This is a genomic window from Psychrobacter urativorans, assembly GCF_904846695.1.
Taxonomy (GTDB): domain Bacteria; phylum Pseudomonadota; class Gammaproteobacteria; order Pseudomonadales; family Moraxellaceae; genus Psychrobacter; species Psychrobacter urativorans.
This window is the reverse complement of sequence record NZ_CAJHBR010000028.1, coordinates 1-20,294: the sequence shown is the minus strand read 5'-3', so window position 1 is coordinate 20,294 and position 20,294 is coordinate 1. Positions and strand designations below refer to the sequence as shown.

General features: G+C 41.5%; 16 protein-coding genes and 4 pseudogenes. 9 read left to right on the top strand and 11 right to left on the bottom strand.

The features are described from left to right. Positions 1 to 485: 485 nt before the first annotated feature. Complete coding sequence (locus tag JMY09_RS13085) at positions 486 to 899, top strand: PaaI family thioesterase (RefSeq protein ID WP_201624235.1); 414 nt, start codon at positions 486 to 488, stop codon at positions 897 to 899. 298 nt (positions 900 to 1,197) lie between these two features. Here the strand turns inward: JMY09_RS13085 and JMY09_RS13080 are convergent. The 5 genes and pseudogenes from JMY09_RS13080 to JMY09_RS13060 form a co-directional block, all read right to left on the bottom strand. After that, positions 1,198 to 1,341: pseudogene (locus tag JMY09_RS13080) on the bottom strand (IS256 family transposase); the annotation flags it as partial. A 95-nt stretch (positions 1,342 to 1,436) separates the two neighbouring features. Then, the gene (locus JMY09_RS13075; RefSeq protein ID WP_227677329.1) at positions 1,437 to 2,732 is read right to left on the bottom strand and encodes an MFS transporter; all 1,296 of its coding nucleotides are present in this window, start codon (positions 2,730 to 2,732) and stop codon (positions 1,437 to 1,439) included. Between the two features lie 114 nt (positions 2,733 to 2,846). After that, positions 2,847 to 5,336, bottom strand: a complete 2,490-nt coding sequence (locus tag JMY09_RS13070) for a LuxR C-terminal-related transcriptional regulator (RefSeq protein WP_201624229.1) — start codon at positions 5,334 to 5,336, stop codon at positions 2,847 to 2,849. A 35-nt stretch (positions 5,337 to 5,371) separates the two neighbouring features. Continuing rightward, complete coding sequence (locus JMY09_RS13065) at positions 5,372 to 6,547, bottom strand: saccharopine dehydrogenase family protein (protein ID WP_201624227.1); 1,176 nt, start codon at positions 6,545 to 6,547, stop codon at positions 5,372 to 5,374. Between the two features lie 75 nt (positions 6,548 to 6,622). After that, on the bottom strand, positions 6,623 to 8,416 hold the full coding sequence (locus JMY09_RS13060; protein ID WP_201624225.1) for a DUF1302 domain-containing protein: 1,794 nt from the start codon (positions 8,414 to 8,416) through the stop codon (positions 6,623 to 6,625). 320 nt (positions 8,417 to 8,736) lie between these two features. On the opposite strand from JMY09_RS13060, the pseudogene JMY09_RS13055 reads away from it, so the two are divergent. Continuing rightward, a pseudogene (locus JMY09_RS13055) lies at positions 8,737 to 8,880 on the top strand (transposase); the annotation flags it as partial. A 77-nt stretch (positions 8,881 to 8,957) separates the two neighbouring features. Here the strand turns inward: JMY09_RS13055 and JMY09_RS13050 are convergent. Next, positions 8,958 to 9,137 (bottom strand): annotated as a pseudogene (locus JMY09_RS13050) (IS3 family transposase); the annotation flags it as partial. A 308-nt stretch (positions 9,138 to 9,445) separates the two neighbouring features. Here JMY09_RS13050 and JMY09_RS13045 point away from each other — a divergent pair. Both JMY09_RS13045 and JMY09_RS13040 read left to right on the top strand, forming a co-directional pair. Continuing rightward, positions 9,446 to 11,803: an ATP-binding protein gene (locus tag JMY09_RS13045; RefSeq protein ID WP_201624222.1), complete on the top strand. Its 2,358-nt coding sequence runs from the start codon at positions 9,446 to 9,448 to the stop codon at positions 11,801 to 11,803. 33 nt (positions 11,804 to 11,836) lie between these two features. Beyond that, positions 11,837 to 12,775 carry a response regulator gene (locus tag JMY09_RS13040; RefSeq protein ID WP_201624220.1) on the top strand — a complete coding sequence of 313 codons (939 nt, stop codon included), beginning with the start codon at positions 11,837 to 11,839 and terminating at the stop codon, positions 12,773 to 12,775. Positions 12,776 to 12,852: 77 nt separating this feature from the next. On the opposite strand, the gene JMY09_RS13035 is transcribed toward JMY09_RS13040, so the two are convergent. The 3 genes from JMY09_RS13035 to JMY09_RS13025 form a co-directional block, all read right to left on the bottom strand. Next, positions 12,853 to 13,722 (bottom strand): sulfite exporter TauE/SafE family protein, encoded by an 870-nt coding sequence (locus tag JMY09_RS13035; RefSeq protein ID WP_201624218.1) that lies wholly within the window; start codon positions 13,720 to 13,722, stop codon positions 12,853 to 12,855. Positions 13,723 to 13,887: 165 nt separating this feature from the next. Continuing rightward, the gene (locus JMY09_RS13030; protein ID WP_201624217.1) at positions 13,888 to 16,191 is read right to left on the bottom strand and encodes a TonB-dependent receptor; all 2,304 of its coding nucleotides are present in this window, start codon (positions 16,189 to 16,191) and stop codon (positions 13,888 to 13,890) included. 257 nt (positions 16,192 to 16,448) lie between these two features. Further along, a complete protein-coding gene (locus JMY09_RS13025) occupies positions 16,449 to 16,952 on the bottom strand; it encodes a hypothetical protein (RefSeq protein WP_201624215.1) in 504 nt (167 codons plus the stop codon). Here JMY09_RS13025 and JMY09_RS14715 point away from each other — a divergent pair. From JMY09_RS14715 to JMY09_RS13010, 4 genes are all read left to right on the top strand, one after another. Next, the gene (locus JMY09_RS14715; RefSeq protein WP_265088027.1) at positions 16,951 to 17,082 is read left to right on the top strand and encodes a hypothetical protein; all 132 of its coding nucleotides are present in this window, start codon (positions 16,951 to 16,953) and stop codon (positions 17,080 to 17,082) included. The two genes, JMY09_RS13025 and JMY09_RS14715, sit on opposite strands and share 2 nt — an antisense overlap. A gap of 295 nt (positions 17,083 to 17,377) precedes the next feature. Beyond that, positions 17,378 to 18,268 (top strand): IS30 family transposase, encoded by an 891-nt coding sequence (locus tag JMY09_RS13020; protein WP_201624213.1) that lies wholly within the window; start codon positions 17,378 to 17,380, stop codon positions 18,266 to 18,268. Between the two features lie 628 nt (positions 18,269 to 18,896). Further along, the gene (locus JMY09_RS13015; protein WP_201624211.1) at positions 18,897 to 19,187 is read left to right on the top strand and encodes a type II toxin-antitoxin system Phd/YefM family antitoxin; all 291 of its coding nucleotides are present in this window, start codon (positions 18,897 to 18,899) and stop codon (positions 19,185 to 19,187) included. Beyond that, positions 19,184 to 19,438, top strand: a complete 255-nt coding sequence (locus tag JMY09_RS13010; protein ID WP_201624209.1) for a Txe/YoeB family addiction module toxin — start codon at positions 19,184 to 19,186, stop codon at positions 19,436 to 19,438. Before JMY09_RS13015 ends, JMY09_RS13010 begins: the two co-directional genes overlap by 4 nt. A gap of 73 nt (positions 19,439 to 19,511) precedes the next feature. Here JMY09_RS13010 and JMY09_RS13005 read toward each other — a convergent pair whose 3' ends face one another. Next, complete coding sequence (locus JMY09_RS13005) at positions 19,512 to 19,667, bottom strand: hypothetical protein (protein WP_201624207.1); 156 nt, start codon at positions 19,665 to 19,667, stop codon at positions 19,512 to 19,514. Positions 19,668 to 19,670: 3 nt separating this feature from the next. Between JMY09_RS13005 and JMY09_RS14835 the strand changes: the two genes are divergently transcribed. After that, entirely contained in the window at positions 19,671 to 19,844 is a 174-nt protein-coding gene (locus tag JMY09_RS14835) for a phage tail domain-containing protein (RefSeq protein ID WP_379606751.1), read from the top strand. A gap of 244 nt (positions 19,845 to 20,088) precedes the next feature. On the opposite strand, the pseudogene JMY09_RS13000 reads toward JMY09_RS14835, so the two are convergent. Beyond that, positions 20,089 to 20,294 (bottom strand): annotated as a pseudogene (locus JMY09_RS13000) (2,3-butanediol dehydrogenase); the annotation flags it as partial.

Sequence of the window (20,294 nt, the reverse complement as noted above, 5' to 3'; positions counted from 1 at the left end):
GTTACTTATATTCATATTAAAGGTGGCTGGTACTACTGAGCGGTGGTTTTAAATTTTTATGCTCAGTATGTAGAGGTATTTCTGGGTCACCCCCCCCTCACAGTGTACTGATAACTAAAGCGCTACAGATAGCGTATCAAACACGCCTGAAACTAAGTGATGTGCTGCTTCATTCTGATAAAGGGACGCATTATACCAGTAAGAAATTCGCTGAATCTGTCGCTGGTTGCGATCGCATGACCCAAAGTATGAGTCGTCTTGGTAATTGTTGGGATAACGCCCCAACTAGAAGGCTCTTCAGGAGCTCTAAAACAGAATGCATGCTAAAGGGCGGTTACGAAGATATTACTGATAGTGACCTTATCAAACTTTGAGACTACATAGTTTTAATGACTATTTGCTACCAGCAGGAAAATAGAGACGTTATTTTAACCAAAATATTTTACTAGCTGTCTCAAATTAGTTGACCACTACAAGGATTATATATGTCAGCAACCAAAGAAGAGATAACTGCCTTTCTGGCATTAGAATTTCCTCAAACCAAATGCATAGTTGAAGCAGTAGACGATAACAGTTCCATCTTATCGCATGATATTGGTAGAGATGAGTTGCGTCCAGGTGGCACCGTCTCTGGTCCTGTATTAATGAGCATTGCTGATGTCGCACTCTATGTAGCGATATTTGGTAAAATTGGTATTGTGCCTTTAACAGTAACGACGAGCCTAACCATCAATTTTTTGCGTAAACCATCAGCAGACGCACGTATCATTGCTAAGTGCACCTTACTAAAAGTAGGACGTACGCTAATCGTAGGCGAAGTTTCCTTGTACTCAGAAGGATTTGGCGACTTGGTTGCACATGTCGTTGGCACATATTCCGTACCTCCTAATCACGACTAAATAACTTATAAATACACACTATTCAACACTATCGTCTCAGTGAGTTATGCTGAAGAAACTTTAGAACATTTAGTGTAACTTTTAATGCTGAAGCTATCAAAAAAGAGCAGAAAAAAACTATAATGTTTCAGCGACGGCAAAGTAGCTAGGCAGCTCAGGATGAATGAGATATCTTAAATATGAAAGAAGGAAGCGAAGCACTGCTTCGCCCCGACGCAAGATAAGAGCTATGCTCGAATGAGACCACTGCGTACTTCGCAAATCACAGTTAGTGAAATACGCCTTTATTAAAGATAGCCAGTCCCTCTTCAACATTACTACTATGTACAGTGTCGATAAAGGATTGCATGAGCTGCTTTTGGAAGTCTTTGATGTCATCATAGCTATTCATGCTAACAGCCATTTGCTCGGCCAGTTTTTTAATATCAGATTGAGTAGCCACTGCTTATTCTCCTGTTATTGAGTTATAAGCAGTTACACAGTTTTTAGGAAAGGCTGTGTGGCAATTTATAGTTGCTTTTACTATATATAGAAACTTTAATCATATTGATTGAGGTTTCTACTTATATCAATAACCCTTTTTTTAGAAAGCATTATGGCGGGTAAGGAGAGTATGCATATTATCCCTGGTAATATCGATACCGACAATGCTACTGCTAGCAATGCCGAAGGTGATTGTTGCTCAATGACGGTACTTCCAGAACCTTGCTGAAAGCCAGCCACTTGTAAAATAAGACCTGCTAAGCCAGCGCCCAAGGCTAAACCAATTTTTTCGCCCCAAATCCATATACCAGTAAAAGCGCCCTCATCATCAACACCTGTTTTTTGTCTTTGTTGCGCAATAATATCCGGAACAATCGCAAAGCAAAATAATTGCTGACCAGCATTGGCTATACCAAACAATATTACTGCGAACCAAAATCCGACAGGACCATACATGGCAAGCCAAAGTGACGCTGTAGCAGCGCCATAAAGAATAGTCGCGACGACGAAACCGTTATGCTTACCGATGCGACGCGCAAGCCAAGTCCAACACCAAGTGGTAGCGACTGTTAATAAAGTTAAACCTAAGAATAATTTAGAGATAGTCTCAGGATCATTACCTAACCAATACTTGCTATAAAATGGCAGCATTGCCGTACTTAACGCGACTGATAGCATTTGAATTAAAAAAGCTATCCATAACCAGCTAAAGGCTCGATTCTGAAAAGGAGCTAAAATCGAGCCACTTTTTACATTTAACTGTGATTGTTTGGTTGGTGTTCCGCCAGTACCAATAACAGCGCTAGCCATACCGGCAAAAGCAATTAAAGCAATGATAATGGACATATAAGTATAACCATCATACCCGCCACCTTTACTCGAGACTAACAACGGAGCCACTGCTCCCGCTAAGAGAAAACCTAACGCTAATATAGCACTACGCCAAGCAGCTATTCGCGTACGAGTATGCGGATTGTCTGTAACTTCTGCGAGTAATGTCGCATAAGGGACTGTAAATAGTGAATATCCTGTACTTGTTAGCGTATAAAATACTACTATCCATGCCAGAGTTGATTGCCAACTTGATAGATTCGGTGGCGAAAACATCATGACAAAAGCAATCGAGAATACTATAGCTCCGACTGCCATAATTGGACGTCGTCGTCCCCAACGAGTATTAAGACGATCGGACCACCGTCCTAGTAGAGGATCAAATACTAACTCCCAAATTTTAGGAATAAGAATTCCTAACCCTGCCGCACCAGGGGGAATGCTTAAAATTTCCGTCATGAAAAAAAGTAGTAAAATTTGAGGTGTTAATATGAATATGGCAGGTCCAAGACTCCCCATGCCATATGAGGGAGCAAACCAGCGAGTTGGTAACCCAGATGCTGTAAGTCGATTTTGATTCATCCTTTGAATCTCCTAAGATTAAAATCCTTGTTATATTGAAAAGCTATGTGTCTACATCAGCAAACCTAGTGTCTTTGCTCTAGCCACCGCCAAAGCTCGGCGATTAACCTGAAATTTTGCATTGATACGCTTCGCATGGGCCTTTACGGTATGAAGTGAAATCGATAAAATTTCTGCAATCTCAGCATTTGAATGACCTTTAGCTATCAGCTCTAGAACAATATGCTCACGTGGGCTTAGCAGTGTTTCAGTACTTGCAGTGATGGTTGTAGGGAGTACTTTCGTCTTTGGATTCTCATTAAACGCTATAGCGGAGTTAGAATAACCCTCTAATAGAATCTGGCCTTGTCCCTGACGAATCGCCATCACCGTTGCAGAGGCGAGCATACGTTCGGCTTGCCGTATGTCACCACGTTGATGACGCGCCTTTCCAAGAGCCATCAAAGCTTGACTCACAATAACTTGAAAGCCGAATCCTTCAGCTTTTTCTAAAACCTGAGTTAATACTTGTATGGCTTTATCTAGTGACCCCTGAGAAGTTAGAGCCTGAGCATGTAAAAAGCTCATCAACGCAAACAGTTCAGGAGTAGAACTAGGAGGAGTAAGTGAAGTTGGGTCATTATACTTTTGCCACAGACGCTCTAAAATATTCATAACAGGTTGGTATTGTTGGGCTAATAGCTCAACACTAGCTTTTCCTACGATAAGTACACTACGATATATCGGCTCTGATACACCTCGTGCATATAAGGCTCGTTGCACTTCAGCTAGTCGCTGCTGTGCCTGTTCATGATTACCATTACGCGCATCTATCTGTGCTAATAAGATATAACTATAAAAAAATACTGGTGTGCCAGATGCCATTGATAACTCTTGTCCTTGCTCTAAGGGTAGTCGAGCACCGTCATCGTCACCTGTTAACATTAATAGCCATCCGTGGCGTATACGTTCTGAACCGCTGAGCAGGGTAGAACCGCCACTTTGACCAATTAGTACTTTAAGCTTATCTAGTACTTGCAAAGCTCTATGCAAATGACCTGCTAACTCTTCAACTTGCACTTGATCTAATAATAATTGACATTCAAGCAGCATCTTGCCTTTAAGACGAGCCAATTCTAATCCTTGCATTTGGTGACGTTGAGCTTGTTCATACTGACCTAAAGCCAACTGCGCCCGCGTCATACAAGAAAAGCATAGAATCATTTGAGTCCAGTCTTTATTTTTATTAAGCTCAATCAAAGCCTGACTACTCAAATGAGAAGCTTCTTGAGCTTGTCCTCTATGCAAAGCCAACTCAGCTTGTATAGCCAATTTGCTGCCAACCCACTGCTGTTGATTTGGAAGAGTAGACAAATAACACTCAGCCAACTCTAAATTACCAGCCATAATTAAAGAACGAGTTGCAACGATTAAGGCTTTAGGTTGATGAGTAAAATCATCTACTTCTAATTCATTAAGACCAGATAAAATAAGAGATAGATTGTTTTCAGCAAATAGTTGATTAAGAGCAACTTTAGAAAGTGCCTTTACGGCACGAGTAGTATCCGAAACCCTAATAGCATAGCTAAATAAAGTTAAGCTTTGTTCGCTAAGATCAAGCCAATCGAGCACACCAATTAATGCTTTTTTAGCATCAGGGTAACGTTCTCTCAATACCGAGCGTAAAGTCTCATATACAGTAAAACGATTAGTACTACCTGGTAACGTGCGTAGAAAGGATTGTCTCGCTATCAGTTGCTGTAATGAGAACGTTTCTCCAGATATTACAGAGCAAATCGCACTATCAATAAATGGGGCATGTGCAATAACGTTAAGCAAATGTCTACCAGATAAAGGCATTAACCCTAATACTTCTTGATCAAGGTAATCGAGTAAATATGGAGAACGGTGTAGATTGGTTTGCGTATGAGATTGGCGACTAGTCTGGGCATAAAGAAATAAACGAACTCCTGCAACCCAGCCATTTGTTTGATCATATAAGCTTTTAGCACAGAAGCTTTCTTCAGGAGACATTAACGCTAGGATAGAAGTGAGTTCTGGCACTGTGAGCGCTAAATCCTCGCTATTTAACTCTATTAGTTGCCCCTCTAATAAAAGTCGGCTAAGAGGCCACTTTGGTTTATGACGAGCCGTTATCAACCACTGGCTACTACTCTGTTGTATAAAGTCTAGTAACCAATCATCAGTATCAGCATTAGGCCGATAATCATCCAGTATAATTAAAGTATTAGAACAAGCGTCTAAAGCTTTAATTAAGTTTTCACATAACCCTTGATCCTCAGTTTCCGGTAGCCCTAGAGCTACCAAAATCCGAGTCATGATGAGCGCTGACGTCAACGGCTGATTAGAGAGTAGTGAAATTCTTAGCACTCTAAAAATACTGTCTAATTCAGAGAACTGACGTGCTAATACTGTCTTACCGAACCCAGCTGGAGCGCACAACAGCCTAATTTGAAGTATTTTTTCTGGCGCCAAAGCTGTCAGTAAACGCGGACGAGCAATGACACCATCGAGAGTACTAGGAGAACTTAAATAATCCATAGCAAGATCTCCTTATTTAACCTTTAATACACGATTTAAATACCAGACTCACAAGTCACTGTTAATCCGCAACCCTGTGCGCCTGTAAACCCATCCAAGAGCTTGAAGAAAGCGTCAGGGTCTACTGCTTGTTCAGGAGACATCACACCAGTACCTTGAATTTTATTATTTAAGAGTAAAGGTAAAAACAGAGCCAGTGGAATACCGGTCACTGCACTCATCCCACCAGCAGGAACCGCTTTAAGAGTGGCACCAACACGAAGCGGAAGACCGTCTTTTGTTCCTTCAGCATAAGCTACGATACCTAGAGCATCTCTTTCTTCAACTTCATTTAAACGCTCTCTTCTTTTTTCACGACCGCCATCACTCATAAGAGCGGCAGCAGCATCATCTATAGTCATAGAGCCTTCACGTACATGATTAGATATCGTCTGCAGATCATCAATGATAGCTTCAACGCCAAGCATACCGTTCATACAATTTTTTAAGTCTGGGAATTTACGTGGGAAAGTCACTGCTTCAGGATGACCAATGCTCCATAAATCTAGTGAACCATAACCTGGGTAATTAAAACTACGTTTCTCCAAAGGCATGTGATCCTCTACGACTCCGTCTTGTACTAAAGGAATTTTCTCTGTTAGACAATGAACTAAATGTACCGTGGCTGCATCCGCACTCGCAGCAGCTTCGCCTTTTTCAAAGAAACCGTCATCTTCATTATGAGCATTGGATAAGCGCCAAGCAGAATATAGGGTATCAACGTGATCCAATTGTTGGGTGGCTTTCATCGCTAGCATATTAGCGATACCAGGACTGGCTCCCAAACCGATAACTGCTGCAACACCTTTATCAACAGCTTGCTGATGTAAATCCATCATTTCTAAAGTAGGTTCCCAATCATCACAAATATCGCAATAATGCTTACCTTCATCAATAGCGGCTTGTAATACAGGTACACCAAAGCGAAAGAAAGGTCCTGCCGAGTTAATAACGACATCACACTCTCGAATAGCAAGTCGCATCTCTTCAATGTTAGTAATATCTAGATACTGAGCAGAAAAACGTTCGTCCTCTAAAGAAGATGCAAAACGAGATGCACGATCATAGTCTATACCCGCAAGTACTACTTGCTCTATAAAATCAAAGGTTTTCATAGTCCGTACCGCAGCACGTCCCATACTACCGCCACCACCTATTGCTAATACTTTCATTATAATTCTCCTTGAAGTTAAATAAGCCCGCACGTTATATATGTCAGACTAAATGTTGGCTAACTACGTAGCCAATTAAAATTTCACACCCATACTTAATGAGACAAAGTCTCGGTCTACCAGATAGTTGTAGTCACCACCAAAATAGTTTTTAGTTTTTAATGTGGCCTCATAACGATCTTTATAAAGAGCCGTCAAAGAAAGCTCAACAGATTTAGAACCTTGGTTGAAATTAGGTCCCCAACCATTAACATCATGACCCCATATCAGCATTGGTCGTAAATTGACACCTGTATTTCCTACATTTGGAAATTGTGTAATAAGAGCGGCACGATAACCCCAAGAGTTTTTACTATAAAAACCGTCGCCATTACAATATTGTGGGTTGTCTACATTAAGTAGCGTCTCACAAACTCCTTCAGCTCCTACTTCACCATAACCATAAATAGAGTCGCGCCCAAACCGAACTGCACCCGGTCCGGTCTTTAAGTCACCTATATGATTCCCAGCAATTTCACTTCTAAACAAAAACCATTCTGTACCGAATGCACCAGGTAAGAACTGACTAAAGGCAAGCTGGGCTTGAGACAGGGGTAGGCGATCGTAACCCTTAACATAAGTGTCCTCTGCTATGCTACCTTTGCCTTGGATCACCGTAGGACTGATCGGCTTACCGATAATTTCCTGAGAAATACTATCGACACCCAAAGCTGTGTACGTCAAATCAGTACTATTAATCTGTAATGGCATATTAGGACGTATACTTAACTCACCAGAAAATTTGGTAGTGCCATCTGCTAATTCTGTTTTAAAGGTAGCGGCATATAATTCTACATTCTCAGGGTATTCCATTTTGTAGCCAGCCATAGGTGAATTGCCAACTAAGTCAGTATCAAACAGCGGGTCTTTTACATCCAGAATGCTACTAGTTATTACACTATAATAGGGAGACCGACTATGATAGCGAGTAGCATATAAATTGAATTTAGTGTTTTTAATGGCAGGGTTGCTGAAACCTAAGGCTACACCATATTCGCCACCGTCTTTAGGAGTATTGTTTTCTAAGCGGGGAATGTAGAGGTAATCTGGATCGTTTGGTCGAAAATCGCTGCCGTAGATAAGATTACCTGTGTTACATCCAAGTTGAGCGACATCTGTCGTTGAGAAGAAAGTACCACAATTACTTAAAACCGTATTTTGCCATTTAGATTGGTAAAATAAGTCGATATCGATATTAGGGCTTAATTCTTGAGTAAGCTTAATCACTGGCGCAGGTATAAGAGACTCTTCTAAAATCGAACCAGGTCGACGGTAGGCATTACCATCGTAAGCGTATAGGTCGTTTAAAGCATAAGTATAATCATCATCACCCCAAGTAACCACCTGATTACCGACACGAATTTCACCATCTAGCTCATTCACTTTCCAACGAGCAAAACCATAAGCATCTAATAACTCGATACCTGACGTCTGGGCGTGAGAGTCACGACCTTCATTACTAATATCATATAAACGCTGTGAATGATTCTCTTGCTCAATATCGTGCCACCACTTACCCCGTGCAAATAAACCTATATTCTTATAGTCTAATTTTAGATCATGCATTCCTTTAATGACTTGTGTGTAACTATCACCTTTTTCGAAGTTGAGACGGTGATCATCAGAAGACAGGGTAGAGGCAGTTCCACCATTGCCTACACCAATTAAAGAGGGGTCAGGGTCATCTGTTGACCAACCAATACCAGCGCTGATATTGCTTTCAAGTTGAACATGGACTGGTCCGTTTTCAAATTCAAACGCTAATACAGGAGAGCTTAATAATAGCCCATATGCTGCTAACGCCAAATTACCGTGAATCATTATTTTCATAATCAGTACTCCCTGTACTTTATTGAATAAAAGTATTCAACTCACAAGGAACATATTAGGTAATGCTTTACCTCGATAAAATTACTCTAAAGAGTAATTCACTACCCCCTCTTTTTTCTTATGGATCTATACTAAAGGAGTTCTAAAGATCGGTTTGGGGATGTAATAGATAAGCACTATGGCCCTGCTGTCAAATCTGTACAATTAAACTTGGGAGATTTTAGTTACGCAGTTTGACGGTAAAAGTCAAACTACTGAGCTATGCTGAAGAAACCGTACAAGTAGAATTTGTAAACTAAGCTTATTAGTCAGAGTTTACTATGACTAAGAAAATCAGAACTTACAGCACAGAATTTAAAACTGAAGCTGTTAAGAAAACAGCAGAGAACATCGGGAATATCTTAGCGGCTGCAGAGCAGCTATGCATCGCCATGCAAACCTTATCAAACTGGAGAAACAAAGCTGAGTTTATCTCTATGGTTTCTGCAGCATAGCTCACTCAAGCAAGCCAACAAAATTATACGCAAAGCTGATGCTTTTTTTTGTTGGCTTGCTTGAGATCTTTATTTTCACGTTCAGGCTCTTTAATACGTTGTTCTTGGCTTTGCGTTTGTACTGAGGCAGGAATGGCTGACCATGTGGAGGGATAATCTCCTGCCGCTTCTATTAGTATCCAAACGGCACGTTCTTTAATCTCGGGAGTGTAGGTTTGTTTTTTCATTGTTGTATTCTCTCAGAATGTTAAGTCTCCGATAATCCCGGGGTGGTTCAGCCTGACATATGCTCCCCATAAGAGGAGTGTCGTTTATGCTAAAAAAAGTCGCAGGAATAAATAATGAAGAGATCATATGGCTGCCGCGAATAACGAGGCAATAGCAAACATACGGTCAAACACGATTATTGTCATCATATTGTCATAACGGCATCGTATTCTTGAGCTCACTATAAATAGCGGTTGCGTATCACTCATATCTTTAGTCATTCACTGATTTGTTGATAACAGTTAGCGCATAGATATCAGGTGTGTTTATGAAGGTTGTTGATCGGTTTGGTAGTATCTCCACCCGTATACTGATTATTTTAACATTGGCTTTTTTACTCATTATTTTGCTGGTGTACTGGGTCATCGAAACCCAAGCTAAGCCGCGCATACTGGAGATGACCTCAGAGACAGTGGTTGAAACAGGTAACGAAGCCATCAATAGCATTATGGCGAGTATCAATCATGTCGACGGATTGGCCAAAGCCACCAGTACGATGGCTGGTGGCTTACCAAAAGAAGACGCCCTTTATAAAGAAACCTTTGGCAATCTCATGCAACAAACGGATCAACGCATTGTAGGCGGCGGCGTGTGGTTTGACCCCAATATGTACGCTCAGGGCCGAGAGCGCCAGTCGTTTGTATGGGCACGTGATGAGTCAGGTAGCATGCAGCCATTAGTGCGTTACAATCAAGCGCGCCAAACTCCCAATCCCTATTATCGTGATTGGTGGTACATTCCTGCAATGTACGCGCGTCATGACCACTGTGTTTGGAGTCGTGCCTATGTCGATCCAATGAGTAATCAGCCGATGATGACTTGCGCCAAGGCTTTGTATGACAGTCGCAATCAAGCTTTTGATGGGGTTGTAAGTTTTAATCTGCTATTAGACAACCTCGGTGAGGCGATGAAAAAGTGGCAAGATAAGCTCGGTGGTTATGTCTTTTTAGTAGACTTGGACAATCGGTTTTTGACCTTTCCAGATCAGTCGATGGTCATGCACGCAACTAAAGATAGCGGTCAGGGCCAGGTCGTAACGGCACGGCAGTTAGCTGAGAGCAACCCTAGCTTTGCCCCTATTGCGGACAGTCTAGATAGTATTAATCAGACACTGATAGACGAGGCAGTAACTAAAGATGAAAGCCGCTATACGCTCGCTGCTCGTAGTATTCTAAGTACGACCAATCTGAATAAAATCAGCGAGCAAGAGTCCAAATTGCTCTCAGCATTATTGCTGTTAAATATCGATCAAACGTTTAATTTGGTAGACAGTCATTTGGTCGACACCATCGCTGTGCCCAATGACTTTTTGTTGCAGCAGCCCGCCACCGCCTTTGTTTTTCGCATGCCGTTTACATATTGGAAGATGGTTATCGTCAAGCCTGATAATGACCTGATGAGCGTGGCAAATGCCCTGTCTAATAAACTGATTCAAGCCATGCTGTTGGGCTTCATTCCTATCTTGTTGTTGACCGCATGGGTATTTCGTCGCTACTTTACGCGGCCGCTAAAGCACATGGCACAGTCAGTGGCTGACATGGGGGTGTTAATTGAGCAAAAAAAATATCAACAATTAAGCGCGCACAAACTTCCTCATTCAAATGTCAGTGAGATTCAAGTTATTAGTGAGCAGACCAATCAATTGATTGATCGCGTCGTCGAGAATGAAGGCGCACTTGCTGAAATCAATGTTCATCTAGAAAAACAAGTCGCCGCCCGCACACAAGATTTACAGCAAGCCATGGATGAGTTAAAAGCCTCACAAGTGCATCTGGTGCGTTCTGAAAAAATGGCTACCCTTGGCCAAATGGTGGCAGGTGTGGCGCATGAGGTCAACACGCCGCTAGGCTACGTGCGTAGTAACATGGAATTGGTTGGCGATAACCTTATGCGTTTTGATGAGTTGCTACAACATACTGATCAATTATTGCATGCGTTAAAAGAACCAGAGACTGACCAAGCGCAAGTGACTCAATTGATAGAGGAGACCTTGCAGTGCTGCGAGGAAATTAAAGAAGATGAGATCAGTGAGGATTTGGCCGATTTGATTAAAGATGGACTTTACGGCGTCGATCAGATTGCCGAGCTGGTCGTCAGCTTGCGCGACTTTTCTCGAATTGATGAATCTAAGGTAAAAGATGTCGATATCAATGATTGCATCAATACCTCATTGATTATGGCGCGCAATAATTTAAAAACTCTAGACGTCGAAACCAATCTAGTAGAGCTGCCGCTGATTCAATGTAATCCTTCGCAAATCAACCAAGTACTATTAAACCTATTTAATAATGCCGCCCAGGCCATACCGAGTGATCATAAAGGGACATTACAAGTCACGTCGTCTGTTGATAAGGCGCAGCAACATGTTGTGGTACGCATTATAGACAATGGATCTGGTATCAAAGAGGATGTTTTAAATCATATCTTTGAGCCGTTTTTTACCACCAAAAAAGCAGGCGATGGCACAGGATTGGGATTGGCCATTACGGCACAAATTATGGAGCAACATGATGGACGCATTGAGGTTAGCTCAATAGTTGGGGAGGGCACGACATTTACCCTCACGCTACCGATACAGTCTGGCGCTCATGAACCTAAACCTTCACGAGCTTTATTTGAAAGTTGAGAGACTTCCAATCACTTATTTAAAGAGAGCGTCATGCAAAAACCAAAAATCGCTTTTATCGATGATGAGCCACGCATTTTACGCAGTTTAAAAATGCATTTTCGCCAGTCACATGATGTATTTATCACCACTGATGCTAGCGAATTGATGAAGTATGTTAGCGAGCATGATGTGCAAGTGGTCATCAGCGACCAACGCATGCCAGATAAGCAAGGTACAGAAGTGTTACGTGATATCAAAGCGGCCTCACCAAATACGCTGCGTATTTTGCTGACCGGTTATGCTGATTTGAATGCAGTGATTGACTCTGTGAATGAGGGCGAAATTTATCGTTATATTACAAAGCCATGGCAGAATGATGAGCTTAAACAAATCGTCAATAAAGCCACAGAAATAGCTCAGCAAACTCAAGAAATCACCCAAAACACTATGCAAGGTAATGATACTCAACAAGTTAGTGGTGGCAGTACTGGTAGCAATCGTAATATATTGGTATTAGATGACGACGAGAGCGTCTATCAGCAAATAAAAAGTCACTTTAAGAGTGCTTATACCGTGAGTTGGGCCAGTAACCTTGAACAGGCAGCAAAGTTATTACAAAAGAAACGCTTTGGCGTCACGATTACGGATTCGACGCTCAATAAAGAAAATATTACCCCCATTGTTTATGCCTTAAAAAACATCCAGCCAGATTTGATGGTTCTTATGTTGACTGAATTCAAAGATGCCCATATGGTCATTGATTTAATTAACAAAGGTCAGGTATATCGTTGTCTACCACGGCCGACCAACTTCTCTATCATGAGTATCAGTCTGGATCGCGCTTTTGATCATCACGAAAGATTGCTAGAACAGCCGGTACTGGCGGCTCGTCATCATGTCGAGGAGGTAACAGAATCGGAGGCTTTGAATTTTTCTGAAAGACTTAAGGGTTTCTTTGCTAAGTTCAGAGGTTGGCGCATTATTAGATAAAAATAGGGCAGGCTAAACATGCCCTATCGATAGTTTAAAATATCATTGTCTATTATTTACATGAAAGACATTTTTTATCAATCATGATTCATTTGCTCATGATTCATTTGCTCATGATTCATTTGCTCATGATTCATTTGCTCATGATTCATTTGCTCATGATTCATTTGCTCATGATTCATTTGCTCATGATTCATTTGCTCATGATTCATTTGCTCATGGTTCATTTGCTCATGGTTCATTTGCTCATGGTTCATTTGCCCGTGTCCACCATGCATATTGGCCATGATCATCGGCACCGCTATGACGGCTAAGCCAGATAACATCATGATTACGCCATTCACTTGCCTTAGGCGCAAACGCCCGATTTGATTGCGCATCCAGTTGACCGTTCCGTGCGTAGCGACGAGCATGGGTACGGTTCCTAGACCAAAGACAAACATTAACACGGCACCTGTGAGCGGGTCATGACCGACGACCGCCATAAGTAATGCGCCATAAACGAGACCACAGGGTAAAAATCCCCATAATAAACCTGCTGTTAATGCTCGAGGAAAGGTGTTTAAGGGGAATGCTTTCTGCCGCAGAGGTGATAAAGCTTGCCAAAAATGCATACCAAGACGTTCAAGCTTGTTCAAAAAAGGCAAACCTAGCATGGTTAATCCTATAAATACCAAGACCAACCCTAGTAGGATGCGAGGTGTGCTATTGCCAACCATTAGGTGCGTTAATACTGTGGTGCCAATCACACCGGCAATTAAGCCCAATAGGGCATAACTGAGTAAGCGCCCTAGATGGTAAGTTGCAATGAGGCCGCGTTTTTTTGCTGGACTAGCTTCTTTCATCGATAGTCCGAATGCAGTCACGATACCACCACACATACCTAAGCAATGCGGCGAGCCAAAAAATCCCATTAAGAATGCTGCAATTAATAGTGCCATAGTCATGAAAGTGCTTCCTATAATATAATACCAAATCCAAAAATACGATTAACTTTATTAGACTTGCTAAGCCTGTTAGCGGTCATAGTCAAAAAAGTTATCCTTATTATTCTAATTTTTGGAAATGGTATAAGAGAAATAAAGTCAGTTAACAATCTATCTTAATGACACCTAAAACTTATAGTTAACACCTACATAGAATGAGCGACCCGCGCCAGGTATAGCCGTGCCCCAGTTAGAGCTGCCATCTATCTCCTTATTCATAGACATAGTTCTACCTTGCCCCATGTAGGCACCGCCTAAAGGTAGGGCATGGTTTTTGTCAAAGACATTGTCGATACCAGCCTCAATCGCTACCTGTTTGAACTGATAGCCTGTATTGAGATTTAATAAGCCATAGCCTGCTGTTTTAATTTCGTTGCGAGGGGTGGATACATCCTTTTTAGCTGAAACACCAACCACTTCAATTTGGTTTTTCCAACCGTTGTTTTCCCGATTTAGGGCAACACTGCCATTGAATGGCATGATGTTATATAAGTCTGATCCGCTGTCTTTATTTTTTCCTTTGGTGTAGTTAAGTGATCCGGATATCCCCCAGTTTCCCCAAGCATTGGATGTCAATTCTCGATCGGCTGTCAGGTCGATGCCGTATATCTCAGCATCTTGGTTGGTATAACGCAGTACGTTGTATTGGTCGGCGGTGTGAGTGTCAGCCGCTGTGTTCGTCATACGATCCGACTGTACGGCATCGACATAGTCATCTATTTTTGAATAGTAAGGCGTGGCTTTGACACCCCAGCTATTTCCAGCACCGCGCCAATTTAGGGTGGCAGACAGTGTATTGGATTTTTCAGAACGCAGATTAGGATCACCAAAATAGCCATTGCCATCACCAACAGTGTTATTCATGACAGCCGCCATGGGCCATGTCGACCACGTATAACGCTCATAGAGACTGGGTGTGCGTTCTTTATGAGAAAGCCCCAATTCTAAGGTTTTTTGTGCATCAATGTTGTAGCGGGCAATCGCGGTAACGTCGATGTTGTGGTCAGTGCTGCTACGGTCACTGACATTAAAGTTAGCGCTATCTCGCAGCTGATTGGTCATATTGTTTTGACCACCGATTTGATAGCCATGTACTTCATCAGCACTGGTACGTACGTTTTCATAGCGCGCACCAAGCTGGGTCGTCCATTCAGAAGAGATGGCTTTTTCCCACTCGCCATAGATACCGATACGCTGACGTTGACCATTGTTGATATTTTGAAAGTCATTTGGCGACATCATACCGTCGCCAGATGCCGCCCATGTGTCATCAAGGGTATAGTCTTGATATTCAGCACCTATATTGATCGTGCCTTGGTTGGTTAAATCGATAATACCTTTAATATTGGCTCCAATAGTCTTGCTATTAGTATTCATAGGCATGCCTGTGGCGGCGCCATATAAGAACTGTTTGTCGTCTCCAAAGTTCATATAGTGATCGACTTTTTCATGATAGGCCTGTGCTTCTAACTGCCCCCAATTTAACTCGCTTTTGTAACGCAAATTAATGCGGTCAAGCTGATTGTCGAGCATGTCCATCCGCTGATTTGGATATAGCTCTTTTGGGACGTTTTGCCACAGATAAGTTCCTTGTAGCAGATGATTGCCACTCTTATAAGCAATGTCTAATGACTGATTTTTGCTTTCATAAGCGGTTGAACCAACTTCGTCTTTCGCTAATGTTTTATTAGGGTTACCTGTTTGGGTATAAGATTTAAAATCACCACCAGCTTTATAGTTATCTGCCTGTGCGAAGCTGCCTTTATAGGTGAGGCTAAGCTGATCGTTTGCCGCTGTGGTCGACAAGTTAGCCCCATAGGCGTCACCATTACTACGATAAAATGTGCCAATTTCACCTGAAGTTAGTATGTCGCTATCCGTTGAAAAGATAGGCTCTGCTGTTTCGACAACGATAGTACCGCCAATACTATTACCACCGAGACTCACAGGCGTCACACCTGCATAAACGGTGGTCTTGTCTATAGCGCTTGGCGCAATATAAGACAAGGGTGAGTTCATACTGTTCGGACAAGAGGCGATTGAGTCAACGCCATCCACTAAGATACGCAGACGGTTGTCCGCCAAGCCTCTCATCACGGGCAAGTTTGAGATGCCACCGGCACTTTGTACATTCAGACCGGGTATTTTTGTCAGTATAGTGGCCGTATCACTGCTTGCCACTTGTTTGCTGCTAATAAATTTTTGATTAAGGCTGGCTGTTGTTCCAAGTGCATCGGTACTATACGGCTTATCCGCTGCTGTCGCATAAACGACGATTTCTGGCAATCGGATATGTGGCTCATCATCCGTAGTAGGCATGTGCGCTTTTACGGTTGTGGAATCCGCATAAGCGCTACTGATATGCAATAAAGACAAAGCTAAAACACTTAGTTTTAAAATAGGTACAGCGTTCATTGATGAAGATAACATCTTATTTTCCCAGAAATTCGCAAAAATATTTTATGAAATCGGTTATTCAGTTTTTACCAAGAGGCAAGATAGGCCAAGCTATTTATGGGCTTAGAGTAGGCACTTACCGAATATTTTCCGATATAAATAGATAGTATTTTGAGTACAGTATTTTAGGCAAATAGGTACAAGTGCCTCAATCAGAGCGTCAAATGAGCGCGTTGATTGAGAGCATTGTCATTAATGCTCTAAAAATATTTGACTATAAATATGGATAATTATATGGGTGTGTCTGATGGTGGAGCGCGTGCGAGGGGTCGTAAAAAATTACTAGGAGAGCAGGTATGTGAGCGATACAAAAACGTGACTGAGACAGTAGATAGCTCAATCAAAGCCGAGTCAGTATGTGTAAAAGCGACTGGCAATAGTGCCGCAGACATGGCAGTGCAAAGGTCGCAGCCACTGTATTTTACGGCATCAGGGTTAGATTCAGAGCTTTCAATCTTATCTTTGCTATATAAGGCTTCCTGTAAAGGTGCAGCATCAACCGTTATGACTGGCTTAACGGTCGCAGGCGATGCTAAAGATAAGGATGCATTATGATGAAGGAAATGACGAGCGGCACTATCAATGGGTATGTTGTGATTCGTTTGCGCAATATCAGTCTGTATTTGCTCATACTGTTTGGCTGCCGATACAATCGGTGCAAGCTCTGCACAGATACCATGACCTAAGTGGGCATTATCATTCCATAGAGGTGTGAGCAACAGCGTGATGTGCATGATCCAAGCAAAACATGCGACCAACATGCCGAACCACATCGTTATCGGTGATGAATATCGTAAAACAAGCTTGTGGCGCTTAGTAGACATGATAGGGTCATCGTATTACCAGCATGCTGATGATGCATAGGTAACATTTATAAGTAAGGAGGTGTGCTAACTTAAAACATCAGTTTAAAAGATTTTAGAAAGAATACTTAACAAAATAGACATTATCGTTAACAATGCCATTCTAAGACAATGGGTATATCCTTTACAAGCTTCAAGTTTGCATTGTTTTTGTAGCGACTGTAGTAGTCAATTATAGTCATTTAATAATAAACTTAGATTAACACATGAAGTGCAACTTCAAAGAGCAGGTGAAAAGTAGGCCTAGATGCGCTAGCATCAAAGCTACTATCCACCGCCAAAGTGAGATTGCAACCATGAACTATACACATCTAAGCCTAGGGGAACGATATCAGATTTATGCCCTTAGAGGGGCACAACATAGTATTAAGTTTATAGCAGGGGCGTTAGGCAGAAGTCCAAGCACCATATCAAGAGAGCTTAGACGCAATAAAAGCCTACGAGTCTACCGAGCAAAGCATGCAGACAATACAGCTAAAGCGAGGCGAGCAAATAATGCCTTCACCATCATTTTAAACGTCTGGGACTGGGTCGTGACTAAGCTTAAACTGCAGTGGAGTCCTGAGCAAATAGCAGGCGTTCATAGTGGAGTCAGTCACATGAGTATCTATCGTTACTCATGGACTGATAAGAGGCAAGGCGGCACGCTATGGCAATATTTAAGACGCAAAGCCAAACCCTATCGTCAAAGGCTTACCACTGAGACTCGTGGGCGTATTAATGACAGGATCTCAATTCATGAGCGCCCTCATGTGGTAAAAGAGCGATCCCGCATCGGTGATTGGGAAGCGGACACCATCATTGGTCAAAACCACAAACAAGCTATCGTGACAGTAGTAGAGCGAAAGACAGGTTTGGTTAAGATGAAGCGAGTGACTAAAAAGAGTGCTCATCTGGTCGCAGATGCGATGGTAGTTATGCTCACTCCAGTGAGACTACACGTTAAGACGATTACGTCCGATAATGGCAAGGAATTTGCGGATCATAAAGCCATTAAGCAAAGACTCTATAGTGGGTTCTACTTTGCTGATGCTTATGCCTCATGGCAACGAGGAACAAACGAAAATACCAATGGCTTGATTAGAGAGTACTTGCCTAAAGGATGTGATTTTAGACAAGTATCTGATGATGAGGTGCAAAATATTGAAGACAGGTTAAACGCCAAACCAGGTGTTTTATTCCATTAATTAGCGTTGCACTTGGTGTGTTAATCTAGGCTTTTTATAGACACAATGCTATCAGATACATAGTGGTTAATTTTGTAGATTTTAATCACATATCCTGATTCGAAGAAATTGCCTCCGATATCTTAGATGTAATTTAGATTTATTCGAAATGTCCTAATGTTTTCGGAAGCTCAACATTCTATAATTGAAGATTTAAAATGAGGACACGCCCTAACTTGACAATAAGCGTTACACTTTTCAGACAATTTAAGTATTTAAGTATTTAAGTATTTAAGTATTTAAGTATTTAAGTATTTAAGTATTTAAGTATTTAAGTATTTAAGTATTTAAGTATTTAAGTATTTAAGTATTTAAGTATTTAAGTATTTAAGTATTTGAGTATTTGAGTAAACTCTGGTTCTATCGATAATATAATGCGGCAAATGCATCAAACAATTTAAAACAAGGTAAATATGTCAGCTTTCATACGTACGTTTTAAAAGGTATACATAAACACATATCAAAGCATCCCTTTGCTCTTCCCTTATATATGTACAGAAATAAGTACATATATAGTGTATACTAGAGCGGTAATTAATCTATAATGATAGACCATATAACCAACATAATTAAATGTGGAGTAACTATTATGGACGTTGTGAACTACACTGATTTTAGAAAGAGTTTAGCCAAATATATCGATAAGGTAGATACGGATAAAGGCCCGATACTCATTACCAGACAAAACGCCAAACCGACGGTATTGATGAGTCTAGAAGAGTTTAACTCGTATGAGGAAACACTGCATCTTTTAAGCAGCACTACCAATGCCAAGCGTCTCAGACGCTCTATTGCTGATGCTAAAGCTGGTCGCTTTATTGAACGTGAGATTGATAGCAAAGATATACCTCTCACTTTTGATGACGAGGTAGACGCTTGATACTATCTTGGACGGCAGACGCGTGGGAGGACTATGAATACTGGCAAAAAACTAGTAAAGACAAAGTTAAACAGATCGGTAAGCTGATCAAAGCCATCAAACGTGACCCATTTGAGGGTATTGGCAAACCTGAGCCGCTCAAACACGACCTTGCAGGCTACTGGTCTCGTCGTATTGATCAAGAGCATAGACTGGTTTATGAAGTTCAAGATGATGCGATTATTATCGTTCAGTGCCGTTATCATTATTAAGTAAGGATATGACAGCTTAAAAAAAGTGCCTGATTTTGAAATTAGGCGCTTTTTTATAGTGATAGGTAGATAGTTACTGCTCATAAGCACTCTTTAATTTTTGAGGCATCTCAGCAATCAGCTTACTCGAGCACTTAGCCACGACTTGTATTTCAGAATAGCTATGGTCACCTTTTAAGAGACTTGCGATGATTTGCTGCTTCTCAGTACCGCCTGCAAAACCTTGCATCTGATGACTATAGCGGTGTTCATAGTGAACAACCCCAGGATCGTCGTAAGCTTAGCGTCTTATGAGGATGTACTAAGTGCTAACTTCGAAATAATTAAAATGCTTATGCTAAATGATGACAAGAAAAGCCTAACCAATTTAACGAAGAACCAGATATTAAAAACCTTGTCTGTATGACAAACAAAACAATACCTCTGGGAGTTGACTCCCAGAGGTATTGTTTTGTTTAGTCCTTCGCTATGATTCTGGTAAAATCTTTAGGTACCGTCATAATCAATTGGCACAAGTACTTTAAATCGCTTTAGGAGTGTCACCGTGTGTCTAAAATTTCCTAGGTAAATTTGGGCAACTTGAGATTTGGTTAATTCTAACGTGCGGATTAAAACCCCCTAGCTAGCCAGATATCCCCTTGCCTTACCGTTTACAGGTTTGGGTTCACAATAATTTTCACTGCTGATTCATTGTTGTGAATTAAAGTCTCAAAGCCTTTAGCAATCAAATCATCCAATTTGATACGTTGAGTAATAAAGGGCTCAAGGTTCACTAAGCCATCTTCGACCAATTTGATGGTTTCTTGATGATTGTTTACATAACCAATAGTCCCACGTACATCGAGCTCCTTCATGA

Excerpts from the sequence above, each read along its gene's own strand:
- JMY09_RS13045 (WP_201624222.1), top strand. The coding sequence starts at position 9,446 with ATGAAGGTTGTTGATCGGTTTGGTAGTATCTCCACCCGTATACTGATT.
- JMY09_RS13015 (WP_201624211.1), top strand. The coding sequence starts at position 18,897 with ATGGACGTTGTGAACTACACTGATTTTAGAAAGAGTTTAGCCAAATAT.
- JMY09_RS13085 (WP_201624235.1), top strand. The coding sequence starts at position 486 with ATGTCAGCAACCAAAGAAGAGATAACTGCCTTTCTGGCATTAGAATTT.
- JMY09_RS13025 (WP_201624215.1), bottom strand. The coding sequence starts at position 16,952 with ATGCACATCACGCTGTTGCTCACACCTCTATGGAATGATAATGCCCAC.
- JMY09_RS13020 (WP_201624213.1), top strand. The coding sequence starts at position 17,378 with ATGAACTATACACATCTAAGCCTAGGGGAACGATATCAGATTTATGCC.
- JMY09_RS14715 (WP_265088027.1), top strand. The coding sequence starts at position 16,951 with ATGATCCAAGCAAAACATGCGACCAACATGCCGAACCACATCGTTATC.
- JMY09_RS13030 (WP_201624217.1), bottom strand. The coding sequence starts at position 16,191 with ATGTTATCTTCATCAATGAACGCTGTACCTATTTTAAAACTAAGTGTT.
- JMY09_RS13060 (WP_201624225.1), bottom strand. The coding sequence starts at position 8,416 with ATGAAAATAATGATTCACGGTAATTTGGCGTTAGCAGCATATGGGCTA.
- JMY09_RS13005 (WP_201624207.1), bottom strand. The coding sequence starts at position 19,667 with ATGCAAGGTTTTGCAGGCGGTACTGAGAAGCAGCAAATCATCGCAAGT.
- JMY09_RS13040 (WP_201624220.1), top strand. The coding sequence starts at position 11,837 with ATGCAAAAACCAAAAATCGCTTTTATCGATGATGAGCCACGCATTTTA.
- JMY09_RS14835 (WP_379606751.1), top strand. The coding sequence starts at position 19,671 with ATGACTATAGCGGTGTTCATAGTGAACAACCCCAGGATCGTCGTAAGC.
- JMY09_RS13065 (WP_201624227.1), bottom strand. The coding sequence starts at position 6,547 with ATGAAAGTATTAGCAATAGGTGGTGGCGGTAGTATGGGACGTGCTGCG.
- JMY09_RS13070 (WP_201624229.1), bottom strand. The coding sequence starts at position 5,336 with ATGGATTATTTAAGTTCTCCTAGTACTCTCGATGGTGTCATTGCTCGT.
- JMY09_RS13035 (WP_201624218.1), bottom strand. The coding sequence starts at position 13,722 with ATGACTATGGCACTATTAATTGCAGCATTCTTAATGGGATTTTTTGGC.
- JMY09_RS13075 (WP_227677329.1), bottom strand. The coding sequence starts at position 2,732 with ATGGGGAGTCTTGGACCTGCCATATTCATATTAACACCTCAAATTTTA.